Origin of the sequence: Salinicola aestuarinus (genome assembly GCF_003206645.1) — a bacterium.
Taxonomy (GTDB): Bacteria; Pseudomonadota; Gammaproteobacteria; order Pseudomonadales; family Halomonadaceae; genus Salinicola; species Salinicola aestuarinus.
The window spans coordinates 137,683-151,934 of the sequence record NZ_PZJP01000005.1 but is presented as its reverse complement, the minus strand read 5'-3'; the positions used below and the strand labels follow the sequence as shown (position 1 = coordinate 151,934).

Here is a 14,252-nt window from a genome sequence, read left to right as displayed (position 1 = left end):
AATCGAAGAAAACGGCGCTTCAAGCGCCGGTTTTAAGAGATTCCTTAAAATACTCTTTAAAGAGTATTAAAAGAGAAAAATGGCGACTTTCATTATGGTAGTAAATCCGCTTGAAAAATGACGAAAATATTGAGTCGCTAGGTGCTGTCTAAGCGATAGTTGGTGCTGTCTAAGCGATAGTTGGTGCTGTCTAAGCGATAGTTTTAATGGTGTTGAAGGCACAAAAAAAAGCACCCTGAATTTTACAAGGTGCTGTCTAAGCGAATTATTAAGAATTACTAATATCAAGTCTACTGACCTTAAAAACATGATTCTTGCCTTTACCTTTTTCAGAAACTACCCATCCTTCAAGTTCGCCGATTTTCCTGAAAGCGGAGACAACAAACCTTTTCAAGTTCTTTAATTTCAAGCTGTCAATATCGTCGTAAACTTCTGACCACTCTCCGTCCACTTTTTTTCTTGAAACGAAACCATTGAGCATTAAAGCCATTCTCTCTGCATTGAAAGAGTGAGTTCTACCAACATTAACACTCGCGCTTAAGCGAGCGTGTAGTAAATGAGCAACACCAGCACGAGAACCTAATTGCTTCCTTTCAACAAGGTCTATGTAAGTGTATTGATTTTCTAGAGCATAGGACAAAATACTTGAAATACCGATATATAACATTTCTTCGTCTTTATCGACGACAAGCGATATCATGTTTTCTGAGGTGATATATCTATCTGTCTCGATTTCATAATTAACCTGAGAAAGCCTTCTCAAAGCCTTTATGAGCCTTTCTTTGCTCTGCTTGCTCCTACCCATGCCTGAAGCCTTCAAAATCGCATAGTAGCTAGTTTTGATAACACGCGGGTGGTTTGAGAATGGGGATAGCTCGTCGGTGCCCTTATCCAAACGGCTCAAAAGCTTTTCAGAGATAGAGCCCTGCTTTGGCTCAGGTGGTAGCAACAACCCCTGTTTTGCTGACAATCCAACGATTGCGAGCAAAACGGACTGTTCGATAGCGTCAAGCTTCTCGAACATTCTGAATGTGATATCAGCGCCATTGTAGTTGTAGTGAACGATATCTTTGTCTCGTTCGCCTTTCGTATTGCTGACGTGTGTAAAAATTGGCGCTAAAAGTGAAGCCGTGTCATTCTGCGCGAAAGTGATTTCAGAAGTCTGCAAATTTTTCATTTGAACTCTCCATGTTGTTGTTATTTTCGACTGCTACTGGCTTCCTTGCTTTTGCAGGTTTTGCGACTGGCTTTTCTTTTTTGTCTTTTTTCTCAAGCTCTACACGCTGAAGCGTATAGCCGTAGATTTCGGGCCTCGGGTCCGAGACTCTTTTGAACCAGATAGGCTCAGGGTGCATAGCTAGATTGACCTTGCTAACGCCATACTGAACATATCTTTTGCGCTCGTCTTCTGAGATTCCATATTCACTAGCGTCTTTGACCGACATGGTTTTCATGTAAGCCTGAAAACGAATATTGTCGACAAGCACAGACGAGCCACGCGAAGACTGCTGTTCTCCTGCAGTATCGTTGACAGCAGAACCTTTGTTCATGTGGTGGAGGAATAGAATCGCGCAGTTGTTTTTGTCAGCAATTTTCAAGAGCTTGTCTAGCACGATACCCATATCGCCACTGTCGTTCTCGTTAAGGTTGTGGACCTTCTTGAATGTATCCAAAATGATTAGACGGGAATAGCTAGCAATCTGCTCAAGTTTTTCGAGCGTAGCAGATTTTTCGATATCAAAGGGTTGACTGGCTAATGGCATGATTTGAAGCCTGCCGTCAGCTACATTCTTTCTCTGTTCGTCGTTGAGCGAATGAAAGTAGGAGTCGATTCTATGCTGTGTCGCTAGCGCTGGATCTTCAAGAACAAGGACGCTGACAGCCTTGTCAGTAGGGTTTGGCTTCGCACCCACCATTTCGCTACCACCGCAAATTTCACCAGCAATAGCGAGGGCCATGGCTGATTTTGAAGCACCACCAGCACCGACTAAAGAACCCACGGTTCCTGATACAAAGCCGGGTAGAACAAAATCGAGTGGTTCAGGGGTAGTCTTGCTAACTGCGTCTATATTAAAGTAGTTCCAACCACTTGCAGATTTTTCTAAAACATTATTGTTAGTCATTCTTCTCTCCTTTTGTATTTTTAATGACTTATTATTAAAAAGGAGGCAAATACTTAATTGACAATTACATACAACTTATTATATAATGATTGCTGTCAAGGCTGGCGTCAAATTGTTCTCTTTCATTTTGGTTTCAGCGCCAGTTTTGCCTTCTAGTTATAGCCACCTTCTTCCGGGTGGCTATTTTAATATTATAACATATAAATATTAAAATGTAATAATTATTTATCTTTTTTACTTAAAAAGTTTACATTTACAGTAAAAGTATAATGAAAAAAAGTTAACGCTTTTAAAAGTTTCGGCTGGCATTGTTAAGCGTATCCCAAGCGTCACGACCGTTGATTTCCTTTCGTTTTGGCTTGTTTGAAACCTGAAATAATTTTTCAGCTTTGGGTGAGACTTCATATTCAGTGTTTCCAAGAACAATTTGATTCGCGTATACAAAACCTGACTGAATTAAAGGCAGTTCAAAAAATGGCTTGTCGACCGGATTAAAAGCTAACATTCCTCTTGCCCAAGCTTTGTGCGTAGAGTCGATAGAAGCCTTGGTGTAAGCATTCACTCTCTCGCTATGACTCTTGGTTTCTATGGTCCACTCATGGCCGTCATGGTGAATTCCATAGGCTATAGCGTCCGACTGTAAAACCTCTTGCAATGGTTTTTCGTAGATCGTCTCATGCACGATTTGGCGACGGGAATTGTCAAGACCTTGCTTTTCAATAACAATGGTTTTGCTGGGGCTAGTCGACACTGCTACAGCCTGACCGTAAAGCAGTATCGAAATCGGTGAGTTTTTGCTTTCTTCTGCTGATAGCGAAAAGTCGGCAAAAGCAGGTAGTGATATTGAAACTAAAGCTATTGCTATTATTGTTTTTTTCCATGCTGTTCTCCTTATTATGGTTCTATGGTATTTAATTCCCAGTTGTCTTTTTCTTTTTTGAGTGATTCATTGATTTCGTCAAGTTTTGAATCAAGCGGTCCTTCGTTAACTCTATCCCTCATAACATTTTTCCATTTCATGGCCCAATCACCCTGTTTCTCAAGGGATCTGGTATCAGATATCGCAGTAACATTCCCTATGCTTGTGGTCGAAACTTCAGTGAAGTTGGTGTTTCCATTGATTGCTCCATACCCTGCGAAAGCCATACCACCATAAAGTGCGCCCATGACTTTGGTTCCTGCAAGACCGAATCCACCAGTTGCCATTCCAACAGCGATTCCGACTGCGATAATTGCTATACCGGTCCAACCGGATTTTGATTTTTTGTCGTAGAAAACTTTGACTCGATCACACGCGAAAGTAGATAGATATTTCGGTTCGTCAGGGCTATCGCCATAGTGCGGATTTAAAGCACAACTACCTTCATGAAGACTTGCACCTGATATGACAGTTTTACCATTCGCAAGCACATAAAACGGTTTTCCCACGGTTCCCATATCGTTGCCGATATCAGAAGGAGTTAGAAGCCCCCAGTGTGGCTTAAAGTGTGCTTCAACATGCGTTGTCACTTTCTTTCTGAAAGGGCCACCACTTGTCGTAGTCCAAACTCGAACTTGAGGTTCAAGAAAAACATATATTCCGGTCGTTGACTGGTAATGTTGCATAGCAAGCCCCATAGCCGTTTGTAGGCCATAAGGCTTTATCTTGATAAACGAATTTTTGTATTCTTCTTCATCAGATTTGAAATCTTCAAATGGATTCCCGCCGTATCGATTTTCGAGAATGTCGACGCTCGCTCGCGACATGGTGCCACCTTCACTTTTGGGGTCAAAGTCATAGGGCGTAAAGAACTTCTGATATAGAGTCGCCGAACCGTCTGGGTGACGCTTCATACTGATAACCTGAATAGTGCCTAAATCATTAGCACCGTCAAACATTCCCATGACCACGGGTTCGTTTTTTGTTAGCTGAGTCATTGGAGAAGTTGCGACCTCTTCTGCTGTTAAGCGTGTTTCTGAAGACATAGCCCCTTTATCATTATTCAGCTTTGTTCGACCGTCTTGAATGAACTGCGTCAAATCGAATGCTTCGTCACTCTGCGAAGCTTTATTCAAAACCAACTCTTTCTTATCCACTTGCTCCCAACCCTGAGCAACAGCGCCAGTCCCGTAAGCTAACGCGGTAGTTCCTAAGATTCCTTGATACATAAACTTTTTGGATTTTTTTCTAATTTCCTGCGTGTTGTTGTAAATCATGCCATATCTCCTTTTTGTTATTGATTCTATTATATCATAAATCTCTAAATAAATCATTTCCTACAAAGCTTGAGACATCGCCTATTGACATCCTGTTACAAGCGATCAAACCTACCGGCCAAAACCAAAAATGAGGTCTGGGGAATGCGCTTCGATCATGTGAAGGTCGTGGACGTTGTGGAGCAGGACAGCCGTAACGCTTCCGTCTACAGCGAGGGGAGCGGTCGCTACTTTGAGATCAAAACTGAGCACACCGGCGGGGTTACGACCAAAGTCTTGTTGGAGAACCAGAAAACCGGCTCTCAACGCACTTGGTCATTAAGTGATACGAATCTCTCGTTCTGGCCGGGTCACGAGCTGATCATGGCTTACGACGATCAAGGGCTCGTCATGTTCTATAACAAGTCCACCGCTGAAATCGTTCGTATGAGAGTAGAAACTGGTAACGACGGTAACCTTACAGGAACAGTGATTCTATGCGCCCTATGGGTTGCATTTTCTGTAATGCTTCCGATATTCGGCCTGTTGGGCTTTCTGTCAGCGGAAAAGAAATCAGGTAATGGCCCTGTTGTTGATAAACTTAACCGAATTATTAGCTACTACGTTGGCTGGATCAGCGTGGCTATATGTTATGCATACTATGAATATGGCATGAAAGCTGGTTTTGGTTACTCGGTGCTAGCAGTAATACCGGCAACAATCGTAGCCTTGGTTATCGGCTTCAAGGTAACCCGAGGAGGTAATTCCTATATCAGCAACATCGAAAAAGAAATGTTGAAGCAAGCTAACACTTAAAAATTGGGTTAAAAAAGGGAACACCTGACATGAAAACACTTATCGCAAGCACCGCTATCACCGTATCCGCTGTTCTGCTAACAGGTTGCGGATTGCCCGAACCCAGTGCTGAGAACTGCCAAGATCCCGAGGTGGGTGAGCAATACCGGGACGCTTCACGCGAGGACCAAATGAAGTTCGTCCAAGAATGCCAAAAAATTCTGATGGGTGAAGCCTTCAAGAACGCCCAGTAGCCAAGGACACGCCATGAAGACCACCACATTCATAGCGGTAACGCTGGCCTTATCGGCTGGTTCTGCCGTAGCGCAAGAATCCAGCGAATTGACTGGCTACGAAGAAACTGTAGGCGGTATCTACGTTGACAAAGCGTATTGCAATGCCAGTGATAGGTGGGAAAAAATCGAAGACCTGCCCCCGAAAATCCGAGATCGAATCGTGGACGTGTGCATCGATATCCAGACCGGCGGGCCAGAAAACCGCTTCTGACCTATCCACAGCCGTTTCAGCGGTGGGGAACCTCACAGGTTCCCCTTTTCATTTCGAGCCTCATGGATCTCGCGATACACACCACCTGAAACCACACCAGACCTAAGCGGTTCCTCCACCGATTGAGCTATGGAACGGTAAACCTGAGACAGCATGAGAGCCTTTCCGTAAGCCACATCCATACCCAAGGCTTCCTGACCGCTCAGAAGCTCATAGGCGCTTGCTAGCGAGTGTCTTGACCCCAACACACGCTGTAAGGCTTCCGAAGCGTCCACAAGCCCTGCGAACTCGAATTGGATACCGCAATCGCTCAAGGCAAAGAGAAGCCTGTAGAGCGTTTCTGAGGCTTGATAGCTGACCACGGTCCTACCAGCCAGAACCGTAGCCAAACGGTCCCAGACTTGGCATAGAGACGGATACACGCTCAAGGACTCATAGCTATCCCCCGTTGCGGTATCACCTTCAAAACGGTGCGTAGGGCTGATACCCGTAGCCAGCACAGGCTTACCCGCAGAATCGAACACCGCAAGGTCGTATAGCTGACCATCGTCTGTCAGAGACGTTTCTAGAAAAACCGGCTCAGCTTGCATGAGACTGAAAATATCGAGCTTGGCTTTTCTAGAAGCACCTGCTTTCAGGACTTCTTCTGTAGTTCGCGCAAATGCGACGGGGTTATTGTTTGTTGTTATCAACATTGTGAATCTCCTTATCTTTACCGTCAGGGATCAACCCAAGATTTCGAATGAAGACGGTTGCAAAGCTAAATAGTGGAAAGGTAGCGACTATAAAAGCAAAAGCTTTAACTAGATCAATCATCATTTCATATGAAATGTAGAGCGAGTCAAAAGTCAAAAGGCCAAGTGTATTAGGAAATAAGAACAAATAAACTTCTAAATGGCTTAGGAAAGGCACAATGTATAGAGCATAAACAAGAAAATAGCAAAAAAGGAAAATCAAGCTCAGAGTTGCTTTAGATTCCGGCTTCTCAGATAAAGTCTTTATTCCTCCGAATAGATTATGTGTTGAAAATTTCATAGCTCTTCTCCTTTATTGTTTTCAATTTTTCTTTTCAAACCTGATTCCAAAGCTTCCTGCTTTATCTTAAGATTTCTGTAAGCTCTAATACTAGAAGTGAGCAAGAGCGCCGAAAAAACAAATGCAATGGTAGCAGTCGCAACAGTAGTAATGGGCCAAAACAACAGCAATACCAAAGAAGGCAAGAGTAAAGGATATATGAACCGAATAATCTTTAGATAGCGTTTTTCAGATTTCAATCTATGCCTTATCGCTTCAACTGTATAGTCCTCAAGTTCTTTATCCACTGCTTCGTCTGTAAACTTTGGGGTTAATTTAGATTCAATTTTTTGTAGTATATTCATTGTTGTTCTCCTTAGACCATTCCGGCCATTTCGTATTCTTCTATGTATGTGTCTTCTTCCTCTTCATAAGAGTCGAAACCTAATTGGGTGTCGCCGATTCTTCTTTCGAATTCGATAGCTCTCGAATAGTGCTGATAGGCTTTCTCTGCGTCGAAATCGTATGTGTAGCCTCCATCTTCGATCAGCTCTAAAAGCTCTGCCGTGTCTTCGACATTGTATGAGGCTAAAATTATTGTTAGTAGGTAGCTGTCCATAGCGTATTCTCCTTTGTTGTTATTAAATCATTGTCTCGTCTATGTAGTGGTAGTGAAGCCATTTCTTGGCTAGCTCTTTATACATTGGGTAAAACTCAAGAACATTGGCAAAGGCTGAGACGATACAGCCCTTCGTTCTGTCAGAGAGATAACCAGCTTCAATCCTTTCTTTCCTCTGACCAGCAATCACTTTGTTGTCATTCAATTTCTTGCCATCATGCGTCACATAGATTCTGGTTTGAGCAGAGCCGTGCTTTGTGAACAACAATTTGAAATTGAAGACAGAAATAAGATTCAAGGTGTCTGTGTATGAGATATTCATTTAGCACCTCCTGACAGCACGAACCTTCTTGTGATTGCTCTTAGTGTTAAGAACACAGCAGCTAGAATGCCTAGAGGTAGAATTGCTACGGCCAAGAACGTGAAATAGAGCACTATCAAGCCTGACATTGAGAACACGAATGACGCAATTGAAGTCAAGCCGATTGCGTTCAGGAAGAGCGACACGAAGAACAATGAGATAAACGAGACGCCCATTGAAGCTAGTAACAAGGGAACTAGCTTCGCGGTTTCTGCCCACTCAGCTAAGTCCAAGAACTTGTTTTTGATTCCAAGGCTGACCTTCTTGATAAGTAGGTAAGGTAGTCTGATTGGTGACAATATTATTTTTGTAGTGGTTTTCATAAATTTCTCCTTTTTGTTATTATATGTCGAAGCCTAGAACTGTTCTCGCGACGAAGAACAAGACCGGTGATAAACAAGCCAATCCTAGTATTCCAATTCCTATGAAGTAGGTTGCTGGCAATGCAGTAAGCATTAAGATAAAGAAACAGACCGTTGCTGATAAAATGCTTAACCCTGCAATAAAAAGCGCTGTAGTTGCTGTCATAACAATTTCTCCTTTGTTGTTTTGTTATGACTCCATTATAACATAGTAATTCATTATTTAGGGCGTTATTAGTGATATAGGTATCACACTAGGGAAAGTTTTATGTGAATATCAAAGCAATTCTAAAAGTTTTATAAGTTAATTTATTTTTCATTTCCACCCCATCATTTACTTGACAAGGTTTTGGGGTATGTAGATTTGCTGGGATTATGAAGGACAAGCAACATTAGTTTTTCAGGATGTTTTGTAGGATTTGTCTTACAGACTCTGACAGAAAAAACTTACCGCAAAGCCCTTCATCTGCGGGCGGTCTTAAGTTCCAATCGCGTGGGTGTCATATAAAAGAAAATTTAACGGGGAACTCAAGAAATGAATACCAAGCTATGGCTGGCCTTGCCTTTGATCGCAACGGCCCTAACCGGCTGTAAGACCATGGATCAAGCCATGAACAGCACGCAATCCTACATGTCTTCTCTCACTCAGAGCAGTCAAAGTGAAGAAGTTAAGCCTTTGGAAATCACCTACGGCTCTCAGGGACGTGTAATCCAGTATTCCTCTTTGCCGTTAGAACACTCCATCAAGAAGGTCAACGGAACGGGAGAGAGGGAAATGGCGGTGCTTATGGAGCCGGGTTGCCCGTATTCAAGAATACTGAACGATCGGTTGGACAAACTCGATAATACTACGGTCCATATATTTATGGGGCCGTTCTTTAAGACCACCCCAGTGAAGGTGGCACAGGCGGTAAACTGCCAAGCTGACAATCAGTCTCGGTTAGAGGCTTATGAAGCTGTCATGCACGGTGGCGTGCCAACAAATGCGTCAGGCGCATTAGCAAACCGTTCATGCCGGAAAACGCAGATTGAGGTATACAACGTCATGCTCGAAACTTTAAAAGCTAAAGATGTTGGCACCAAAGTCGGTAATTCAACAGCGCTTGCTAAACATGGCGTACCTGTGATTTTCTTCGAGGATAGCTCAACGGTTTATGGCGCTGCTGAAACAAGCTATATCGAAAACAAACTTGAAAGCTTGAGTCATCAATAACAGTAGTAGTCAGCAAAAAAAGGAGCCTTAAGGGGCTCCTTTTTTAAAAATCAATATCAATAACAGATATCTGCTTGAGATGGGCCTTGTATGACACCTGAGTTTTTAGATTGACATAGCCACGCTTCTGAAGATATTGGAACGAATCCCGAGCGACTGGCGATATCTGAATCTAAATCAACGTAATCTGCTGACTTCAAATTCGACAACGCTGAGATATCAGTTAGTGCTGGATTACGATAGAGGTAGAGTTCTGATACTGAATCAAGGTTATTCAAACCAGAGAGCGACGTTATGTTGTTGTATGAAAGATCCAACTCATAAGCTTTAATTATTGAAGATAGAGAAGCAATGCTTGTAAAAGAATTCCCACTAATTAACATTCTATTAACCGTCGCAACGGGGTAAAGTTCGTTTGGCAACTTAGAAAGATTGGTTCTATCCCAAGTCAATGAGTGATAATTCGAATCTTTAGGATCAGGAACCTCATTCGCTATCGCGAATTCACTCCACGCATCAGGATTTTGTTTCACAGGCTCACTATCAGGTGCTTCTGAATCGACACTTGCTTTGACACCGGGAAGCTCTGATCTGAACATAAACCCTGCATTTGCTGACAAGCTTGCTGTCGCGACTGCTATTGCTACTGTTGCTAAAATTGCTTTTTTCATGAAATTCTCCTTTTTTGTTTTTTGGGCTTCCTTGCCCATTTCATAAATTTGTTAGCCCATACGATAAACACAAGATAGAAAAAACGAAGAGGCCAATCGCCAAGCCAAAAACCATATGCTTGTTATCCATATCATTTGCCCTCCTTTTTCTTCTTATCTTTCTTATAAACCACTTTCTCTACTACATAGTTTTTACTTCGTTTAAGTTGCATGAATTTCAGGACACGACCAACAACGTCTTCGGCGTCAATGAGCGTGTCCGAATTCCGTTTCATTCTCACCTCACCGATACAAGTGTTATCTCGGTCGGTTTCATGAATGTAGATTTCACCATCCGACACATAGGCCACATTCTGCGTATCTAGGTCAGTAAGCGTCTGCTGGATATACTCACCGTACTGGCTCGTAGACAGCTTCAGAGACGGCTTGCTATCGATATCCACGGCAGTGACAATTGATAGGCGACGAGAGAACGCTTTAGGGCTATTCTCTAGAATGGTTCTGACGATAAAATCGTTTCTAGCGACACTATCGTCAAAATCATTCCCGACCGGCGACAGAACGAACAGATTGTCATCAAGGTCGTAAAGCATAATGCTACCCGCCTCGACGAAACCGATTCGCTTGCGAGCAAGCTCTTCAAGGCTTTCGTGATTAAACATGCCCTGAGCTGTCATAGTGAGCGTTACGACTGTCTCGCTAGCCATAATCAAAGCACGCCAATGATCATGAAATACAAGCCAAATGACACCGCAACCAGTGCGAAGAAGCCGTATAAGCGATTCTCGCCTTTCGTGTATCCATTGCTATGAACTTCAATTTGCTTTTTTTGTTTTGGTTTTCTTCTAAACATAGTTTCATCCTCCGATAGAATACGAACTGAATTGGTAATACATAAATCCTGCTACACCAGCGAAGGCGACAAGCTTCCAAGCGAAAGCTCTACCCGCCCCGGTTGTCTTGCGATTTCCGCGCTGGTCCTTGTAAAAAGCATGGTCGGTGTCTTTTTCACCGTTGCCATCAAATTTATCGAAGTAGCTCATATCACTGACCTCCGAACATTGATGACAAGCAGAAGTAAGCAACAGCACCGTATGCAATCAGTGCAATCACGGAATTACCGAACTGCGAGCCTAAAAATCTCATTAAAATATTCATAACTTAACTCCTTTATTGTCAAAATCTGTGTTTTGTCTTACATAGCTTTCTATCAAAATATCACTTTTCATTAGTTTCAATAACAAATCTTGCAATGCTTTATTCTTAACCTTGTCCATATTATCGACTTCAAGGCTTTTGCCTAAAGCGACAGGGTAAAACCTGAAGCACTCGGCAGGTAGAACCTTTGAACCATTGCTATCGATAATATACATTCGAAACCAGTTGCCTTTAGACCTTCTGATAACAGGTCTCATATTCATCATTCTTAACCAATCCACTATTTCTGTTATTGTTATCATTATATACCTACCTCTCTAATTCATCCTGCAGTGTTTTTCTATCTATATATTCATCCTGAAAGCTTTTCTCAATTAAACCCATGCTAATATTATATCATAAATAATAAATAAAAGTTGGATTATTTTCGTTTTTTCCAATGCTTTATACCTTTCCCAAGCTTTTAAGCAGTGAAATTAAACCACATTATTTCTATATCAATAACCAAGACCTTCGTTCTTCTTTATCTTACGACCTTGATTCGGACGTGGTGTCGTCAATTGTTCAATAGACTTGTCAATTTTTCTATCTGTCTCTGCATATTCTGCTGATATTCCTCTAGCTGAGATATCCTGTTCTGCTTGTTCTTGGAGTCTTCTGAGAGTCTTTTCAAAACTAGCAATAAGCTGTTCATTTTCTCGTGAAGCGCTTCCTGTTGCTTCGGATACTCTTTCAAATTGGTCTGCATGAACTCGAATAGTTCTTTCAAATCGTTCGTTTGCTGTTCGCTTTCCTTCAACGAACGCATTAAGGTCTTTATTATCTCTCGATCTATCGCTGGCATCCTTTCCATTGGCTTGCTCCTTTATAGTATTGTTGTTTTTGGCAGGCATAGGATTTTGCCTGACTGGGTGTCTTTGCCTAGCTCCTTGCATTCTATGTAAGTCGAGGTCTCTGAATAAGAGGTCACCAATTGTGTGTGACTGATCAACTTTGCTCCAGTCAAAATCGTTATTGAGAGGAACGCCCCCGCCAACATGCTTAGCAGAACGCCTTTTCCTGAGAGCTTTCTTTCTACCCTTGTAACTATCCTTGCCTTTCCTGAACTTGGGGCTTGCGAAACGTTTTTCATAATACTGTGCTTTGACTTCGTAGAGTCTGTCGAACTTAGCCTTGGCTTCTTCGTAACGCTCCCATCTTCTGGCTCTGAACTCTTCTGATTCGGTTTCAATTTTGAGTTGAGTTCTTTTCGCATCTCCGACGAAATCCTTTTCGAAGAATTCGCCTTTGAGCCTGATAGGTCGTCCATCTGGTCTGTCTGGGTTTCTGATTGATATTGATTGTCTGGTTTCACGGGTCACCTCCATTCCTTTTTCTTGTAGTTGTGAAATCACGTCCTTTCGATTTTTTATGTCACCTTCAGCCACTTTGTGGGCAATGTAGCTATTGATAGTCGAAACCATGTCCTGAATGTCTTTCGGCCATGCCTTGCGGTTCTCAAGCTCTGCTCCCTTGCGATACAGCGGATCTTTAGGGTCGTCGAAGCCATAGAAGGCATTCGTCATGTCCTTCCATGCATCCATCCGCTCGAAGTCGATATCGACCTTACGCCCGTTCCTGAAGACATGAGACTGATAGCCATTGATACGCTTCGAGGTAGCCAGATCCTCACCGCCATAGAGGAAATGGTCCTCATAGCGTCCCTTGTCACCGTGGACCACATTGATAGAGACAACCCTGTTAGGGTCCAAGCCGGGGAAGGAAGCTTGCTTGTGGCTCTCCCTGATAGCCTGACGAACCTCGTCAGGGATACGCTCAGGTGACTCCATAAAGCTCAACACACCGGAAGTGAACTTGCCGGGCTGGTTGCCATAGCAGGTTTGTTCCAAAAACATATCGACATCACCGTCAGCAAGCTCAGGCTCCACGCTTCGGGTGGTGCCATGGCTGTCCTTCTCACCAAGCAGGTAGCTCACGGCCTTTTTCACTGTGTTGATAGGTGACTTCGACTTACCATTGGGGATCATCTCAATCAGCATAGAGAACCCCCTTGGCACGATACTCGGCCTTCAGCTCGTCACGCATGTTCTGCTGAACGTCACGGTGGTAGACATACTTGATATCTTCCAGAAGCTCAGCCAAGCGACGAACGTCAGTTTGGAAGTCGAAGATATCGAGCGTTCCGGCCTTGGTATCCTCGTTCGCACGCTTAGCTATCTGGTTGACGTTGTTCCCAATCGAGTTGATAGCCGACACCAATTCGGGGTCCACTGCAGGGGCCGGTAATTCTACCTTTCTCTTTTTCCTGATATAGGGCACTGCGTCACTGGCGCGAAGCTTGTTGATATCGTCCAAAAAGGCATTGATATCAATCTGCCTTGCCTGCAAAGCTGGGATCAGATAAATGGCGACTCTCACAAGGTCCGTAGGTGTCAGTCCCAAGCTTGAAGCGACCTTAGAGAAATTCTCCTTTTCAATATCACTGACTCTGACTTCTATTCTTCTTGTTCTTTTCATTATCGTTCTCCTTGGACTCAAAATTTCCTAGCTCATAAAGTATTTCCTCGTCGACACCATCGTAGATGCTGGATATAGGTAGAAGCTCTGACGGATTACGTAAGAGATATTTCAAACCTGACCAGAAATTAGGAACGAACATATTTCTTATAATGAAAGCGTGGTATTGAGTGTGCAGATAAATACCCAATATCAAACATTCCCACCATATGGCATAAAATATGGCTGAGCCAGAAATGCTACCACTCCATAAAACAATACCATTCGTGAACCCTTCGACTGAGATGTTGGCTATGTTATAAAATCCGACCATTAAAACAAGAATCAGAAACCAAGAGAACAAATTCCATATTGTGTGTCTTCGCATTAGAAATGCTTTGACCTCTTCGACCGAACAACCCATCGCTTGGGCCTCAGTTTCGAAATCCAAAAAGACACCTTTCATCGTTCTGGACTGACTCAGTACACCTCTAGAATTGTTCTTAAGATTATTGAATCCTTGATACGTATCCCTAATCGTATCACCTCGCCAAGTGAACGAATCGGTGTATGTGGCTAACTGTCTTTGCCAGAAACCACGCTGCCTTCTAACTGCTCTGTCTCGACTGAATTGCTTCTGCCAAAAACTTGGCTTGTTGTTGTCATTATCTTCCATGATTGGTCTCCTTTATTGTTATCAATCATTCTGTTTTGTGGGCAATAATTTGAAGCTCGAAGAGATTCAAACGGGTAAAGGG

The 14,252-nt window shown here is 42.9% G+C and carries 21 protein-coding genes; 4 read left to right on the top strand and 17 right to left on the bottom strand.

From position 1 onward, the window contains the following. Nucleotides 1-268 precede the first annotated feature (268 nt). The 4 genes from repC to DOM41_RS17450 form a co-directional block, all read right to left on the bottom strand. Nucleotides 269-1,177 (bottom strand): replication protein C, IncQ-type, encoded by a 909-nt coding sequence (repC, locus tag DOM41_RS06130; protein ID WP_110685960.1) that lies wholly within the window; start codon nucleotides 1,175-1,177, stop codon nucleotides 269-271. Further along, the gene (locus tag DOM41_RS06125) at nucleotides 1,155-2,123 is read right to left on the bottom strand and encodes a helicase RepA family protein (RefSeq protein ID WP_110685959.1); all 969 of its coding nucleotides are present in this window, start codon (nucleotides 2,121-2,123) and stop codon (nucleotides 1,155-1,157) included. Before DOM41_RS06125 ends, repC begins: the two co-directional genes overlap by 23 nt. 289 nt (nucleotides 2,124-2,412) lie before the next feature. Then, nucleotides 2,413-2,874 (bottom strand): hypothetical protein, encoded by a 462-nt coding sequence (locus DOM41_RS17455; protein ID WP_157956867.1) that lies wholly within the window; start codon nucleotides 2,872-2,874, stop codon nucleotides 2,413-2,415. 143 nt (nucleotides 2,875-3,017) lie between these two features. Continuing rightward, nucleotides 3,018-4,319, bottom strand: a complete 1,302-nt coding sequence (locus DOM41_RS17450) for a hypothetical protein (protein WP_157956866.1) — start codon at nucleotides 4,317-4,319, stop codon at nucleotides 3,018-3,020. Nucleotides 4,320-4,463: 144 nt separating this feature from the next. On the opposite strand from DOM41_RS17450, the gene DOM41_RS06120 reads away from it, so the two are divergent. From DOM41_RS06120 to DOM41_RS06110, 3 genes are read left to right on the top strand one after another with little or no spacing between them, the layout of a single operon-like run. Next, complete coding sequence (locus DOM41_RS06120) at nucleotides 4,464-5,114, top strand: hypothetical protein (protein ID WP_110685958.1); 651 nt, start codon at nucleotides 4,464-4,466, stop codon at nucleotides 5,112-5,114. Between the two features lie 29 nt (nucleotides 5,115-5,143). Then, complete coding sequence (trbK, locus tag DOM41_RS06115; protein ID WP_110685957.1) at nucleotides 5,144-5,347, top strand: entry exclusion lipoprotein TrbK; 204 nt, start codon at nucleotides 5,144-5,146, stop codon at nucleotides 5,345-5,347. 13 nt (nucleotides 5,348-5,360) lie between these two features. Further along, nucleotides 5,361-5,600, top strand: a complete 240-nt coding sequence (locus tag DOM41_RS06110; RefSeq protein ID WP_110685956.1) for a hypothetical protein — start codon at nucleotides 5,361-5,363, stop codon at nucleotides 5,598-5,600. Nucleotides 5,601-5,632: 32 nt separating this feature from the next. Here DOM41_RS06110 and DOM41_RS06105 read toward each other — a convergent pair whose 3' ends face one another. The 6 genes from DOM41_RS06105 to DOM41_RS06090 are packed head-to-tail and all read right to left on the bottom strand — an operon-like array spanning nucleotide 5,633 to nucleotide 7,917. Continuing rightward, the gene (locus tag DOM41_RS06105; RefSeq protein WP_110685955.1) at nucleotides 5,633-6,295 is read right to left on the bottom strand and encodes a hypothetical protein; all 663 of its coding nucleotides are present in this window, start codon (nucleotides 6,293-6,295) and stop codon (nucleotides 5,633-5,635) included. Further along, a complete protein-coding gene (locus DOM41_RS17445; protein WP_157956865.1) occupies nucleotides 6,273-6,635 on the bottom strand; it encodes a hypothetical protein in 363 nt (120 codons plus the stop codon). The genes DOM41_RS06105 and DOM41_RS17445 overlap by 23 nt, the downstream gene beginning before the upstream one ends. Then, the gene (locus tag DOM41_RS17440) at nucleotides 6,632-6,979 is read right to left on the bottom strand and encodes a hypothetical protein (RefSeq protein ID WP_157956864.1); all 348 of its coding nucleotides are present in this window, start codon (nucleotides 6,977-6,979) and stop codon (nucleotides 6,632-6,634) included. Before DOM41_RS17440 ends, DOM41_RS17445 begins: the two co-directional genes overlap by 4 nt. An 11-nt stretch (nucleotides 6,980-6,990) precedes the next feature. Further along, on the bottom strand, nucleotides 6,991-7,233 hold the full coding sequence (locus tag DOM41_RS06100; RefSeq protein WP_110685954.1) for a hypothetical protein: 243 nt from the start codon (nucleotides 7,231-7,233) through the stop codon (nucleotides 6,991-6,993). 22 nt (nucleotides 7,234-7,255) lie between these two features. Continuing rightward, nucleotides 7,256-7,555 (bottom strand): hypothetical protein, encoded by a 300-nt coding sequence (locus DOM41_RS06095; RefSeq protein WP_110685953.1) that lies wholly within the window; start codon nucleotides 7,553-7,555, stop codon nucleotides 7,256-7,258. After that, a complete protein-coding gene (locus DOM41_RS06090; protein WP_110685952.1) occupies nucleotides 7,552-7,917 on the bottom strand; it encodes a hypothetical protein in 366 nt (121 codons plus the stop codon). Before DOM41_RS06090 ends, DOM41_RS06095 begins: the two co-directional genes overlap by 4 nt. A gap of 574 nt (nucleotides 7,918-8,491) precedes the next feature. Between DOM41_RS06090 and DOM41_RS06085 the strand changes: the two genes are divergently transcribed. After that, a complete protein-coding gene (locus DOM41_RS06085) occupies nucleotides 8,492-9,169 on the top strand; it encodes a thioredoxin domain-containing protein (RefSeq protein ID WP_110685951.1) in 678 nt (225 codons plus the stop codon). Between the two features lie 56 nt (nucleotides 9,170-9,225). Here the strand turns inward: DOM41_RS06085 and DOM41_RS06080 are convergent, their stop codons facing one another. The 7 genes from DOM41_RS06080 to DOM41_RS17425 form a co-directional block, all read right to left on the bottom strand. Continuing rightward, a complete protein-coding gene (locus tag DOM41_RS06080; protein WP_157956863.1) occupies nucleotides 9,226-9,840 on the bottom strand; it encodes a leucine-rich repeat domain-containing protein in 615 nt (204 codons plus the stop codon). A gap of 131 nt (nucleotides 9,841-9,971) precedes the next feature. Continuing rightward, nucleotides 9,972-10,547 carry a hypothetical protein gene (locus DOM41_RS06075; RefSeq protein ID WP_110685949.1) on the bottom strand — a complete coding sequence of 192 codons (576 nt, stop codon included), beginning with the start codon at nucleotides 10,545-10,547 and terminating at the stop codon, nucleotides 9,972-9,974. A gap of 150 nt (nucleotides 10,548-10,697) precedes the next feature. Next, nucleotides 10,698-10,883: a hypothetical protein gene (locus DOM41_RS17435; RefSeq protein ID WP_157956862.1), complete on the bottom strand. Its 186-nt coding sequence runs from the start codon at nucleotides 10,881-10,883 to the stop codon at nucleotides 10,698-10,700. Nucleotides 10,884-10,994: 111 nt separating this feature from the next. Continuing rightward, the gene (locus DOM41_RS17430) at nucleotides 10,995-11,213 is read right to left on the bottom strand and encodes a hypothetical protein (RefSeq protein WP_157956861.1); all 219 of its coding nucleotides are present in this window, start codon (nucleotides 11,211-11,213) and stop codon (nucleotides 10,995-10,997) included. A gap of 282 nt (nucleotides 11,214-11,495) precedes the next feature. Next, on the bottom strand, nucleotides 11,496-13,037 hold the full coding sequence (locus DOM41_RS06070) for a relaxase/mobilization nuclease domain-containing protein (RefSeq protein WP_110685948.1): 1,542 nt from the start codon (nucleotides 13,035-13,037) through the stop codon (nucleotides 11,496-11,498). Next, the gene (gene mobC, locus DOM41_RS06065; RefSeq protein ID WP_110685947.1) at nucleotides 13,027-13,515 is read right to left on the bottom strand and encodes a plasmid mobilization relaxosome protein MobC; all 489 of its coding nucleotides are present in this window, start codon (nucleotides 13,513-13,515) and stop codon (nucleotides 13,027-13,029) included. Before mobC ends, DOM41_RS06070 begins: the two co-directional genes overlap by 11 nt. After that, on the bottom strand, nucleotides 13,478-14,170 hold the full coding sequence (locus tag DOM41_RS17425) for a hypothetical protein (RefSeq protein WP_157956860.1): 693 nt from the start codon (nucleotides 14,168-14,170) through the stop codon (nucleotides 13,478-13,480). The genes mobC and DOM41_RS17425 overlap by 38 nt, the downstream gene beginning before the upstream one ends. Nucleotides 14,171-14,252 lie beyond the last annotated feature (82 nt).